The organism is Desulfurococcus sp. (genome assembly GCF_049970475.1).
In the GTDB taxonomy this organism is placed as follows: Archaea; Thermoproteota; Thermoprotei_A; order Sulfolobales; family Desulfurococcaceae; genus Desulfurococcus; species Desulfurococcus amylolyticus.
In genome coordinates this window covers 1-1,314 of the sequence record NZ_JBMFMW010000159.1, presented here as the reverse complement: position 1 = coordinate 1,314, position 1,314 = coordinate 1, and the positions used below count along the sequence as shown (strand labels likewise).

Genomic DNA, 1,314 nt, shown 5'->3' with positions numbered 1-1,314 from the left:
GCAGAACGTGTCAACTGAGGAGACAGCGTTATTGATGTATATGTTGCTCAAGAATCTTGGGGTAAGAGATGAGGAACTCGAGGAGGAAGCGACTAGGGCAGTCCTTCAGGCATTAATGGTTAAGAGGCTGGGTGCTAGGAAGGAGTCCGTGAGTGGTAGTGGAGAGAGCGGTAAAGGTGATAGCGATAAATGGGCGAGTCAACAACAATAACGCATGCACTGCTGACGATAGTAGCAGTTCTAATGGCCTCTATATTCGCGGCAGCTGTGATTGGCCAGCTTAACTCAGTTATAAACACTATCAGTATATCAATAAAGAATAAGTCTGATACCTATAGAATGAGCATAGCCATAATATATGCCTATTACGATACATCCATAAATAACGTGACTATTTTCGTGAAGAACACTGGGGATGTATCATATAGTAAATTAGATAACATAGATATATTCATAACGGATTATAGTGGTGCGATAGATTACTATAGCTCGGGGAACAAAGCAAGAGTCACCCTTACAGAACTTGGCTCACCTAACAATGTTCTAGAACCCGGTGAAACCCTCCGTATAGATATATCAGTATCAAGAAGTTATGTAAGCCCTCTCGAGATAAGAATAGTACTGGTGAACGGGTACTCGACAACCTATGTAACCGGTTAATGTGCAGGGGGTTTAGTGAATGCCCTCGGAAATCATTATTCCCGGGTTTATAGTAATACTAATTATAATGGTGGCAGCTATAGCAGTGATAGGCATGATACTCTATGCATCAAGCGTGCTTAACACGGCTCTCAATGAATACGTAGCGAATACTGTTAGGAGAATCGGTGTCATCGAGATAACTAACGCCAGTGTAATAGCTTACACTGGGACAATAGAATTCAATGTAACAATACTTAACAAAGGTGGTGAACCGCTCTATGATATGACATCAACTGATATAATAGTGCAATACTTCACTATATCGAACAACGTAAACACACTATATCTCAAATATAGTGTCAACTGGGAGCCTGTAGCAGTATATCTGACAAACAATTATTCATTACCCTATACAAGCAAGCCTATTGTAGAGACAGGTGAGTGCCTCCTCATAAAGGGGTGGTTCGGCACGCAGGATATAGACGTGTCGAAACCGCTGAAGATAATCGTTATATCACAGTATGGCGCTAAAGACGTGAGGTGGGCTATCATTGGTTCTTAAGACAAAGCTTATCTCGACAGGTAATGAGGAGCTTGATTTAAAGCTGGCCGGCGGGCTCCCAGTACCGTTGCTTATGGTTATAGAGGGTGAGCATGGAACCGGTAAAACAG

The 1,314-nt window shown here is 42.2% G+C and carries 3 protein-coding genes; all 3 read left to right on the top strand.

Features of this window, described 5'->3' with window-relative positions:
- A partial coding sequence (locus ACP5N5_RS06985) for a hypothetical protein (RefSeq protein WP_428134516.1) occupies positions 1–211 on the top strand: 211 nt, incomplete at its 5' end.
- Positions 190–660, top strand: coding sequence for a flagellin (locus ACP5N5_RS06980; protein WP_276813991.1), 471 nt, complete (start codon positions 190–192; stop codon positions 658–660). The genes ACP5N5_RS06985 and ACP5N5_RS06980, both read left to right, overlap by 22 nt.
- Positions 661–679: 19 nt before the next feature.
- Positions 680–1,204: a hypothetical protein gene (locus tag ACP5N5_RS06975; protein ID WP_428134511.1), complete on the top strand. Its 525-nt coding sequence runs from the start codon at positions 680–682 to the stop codon at positions 1,202–1,204.
- Positions 1,205–1,314 lie beyond the last annotated feature (110 nt).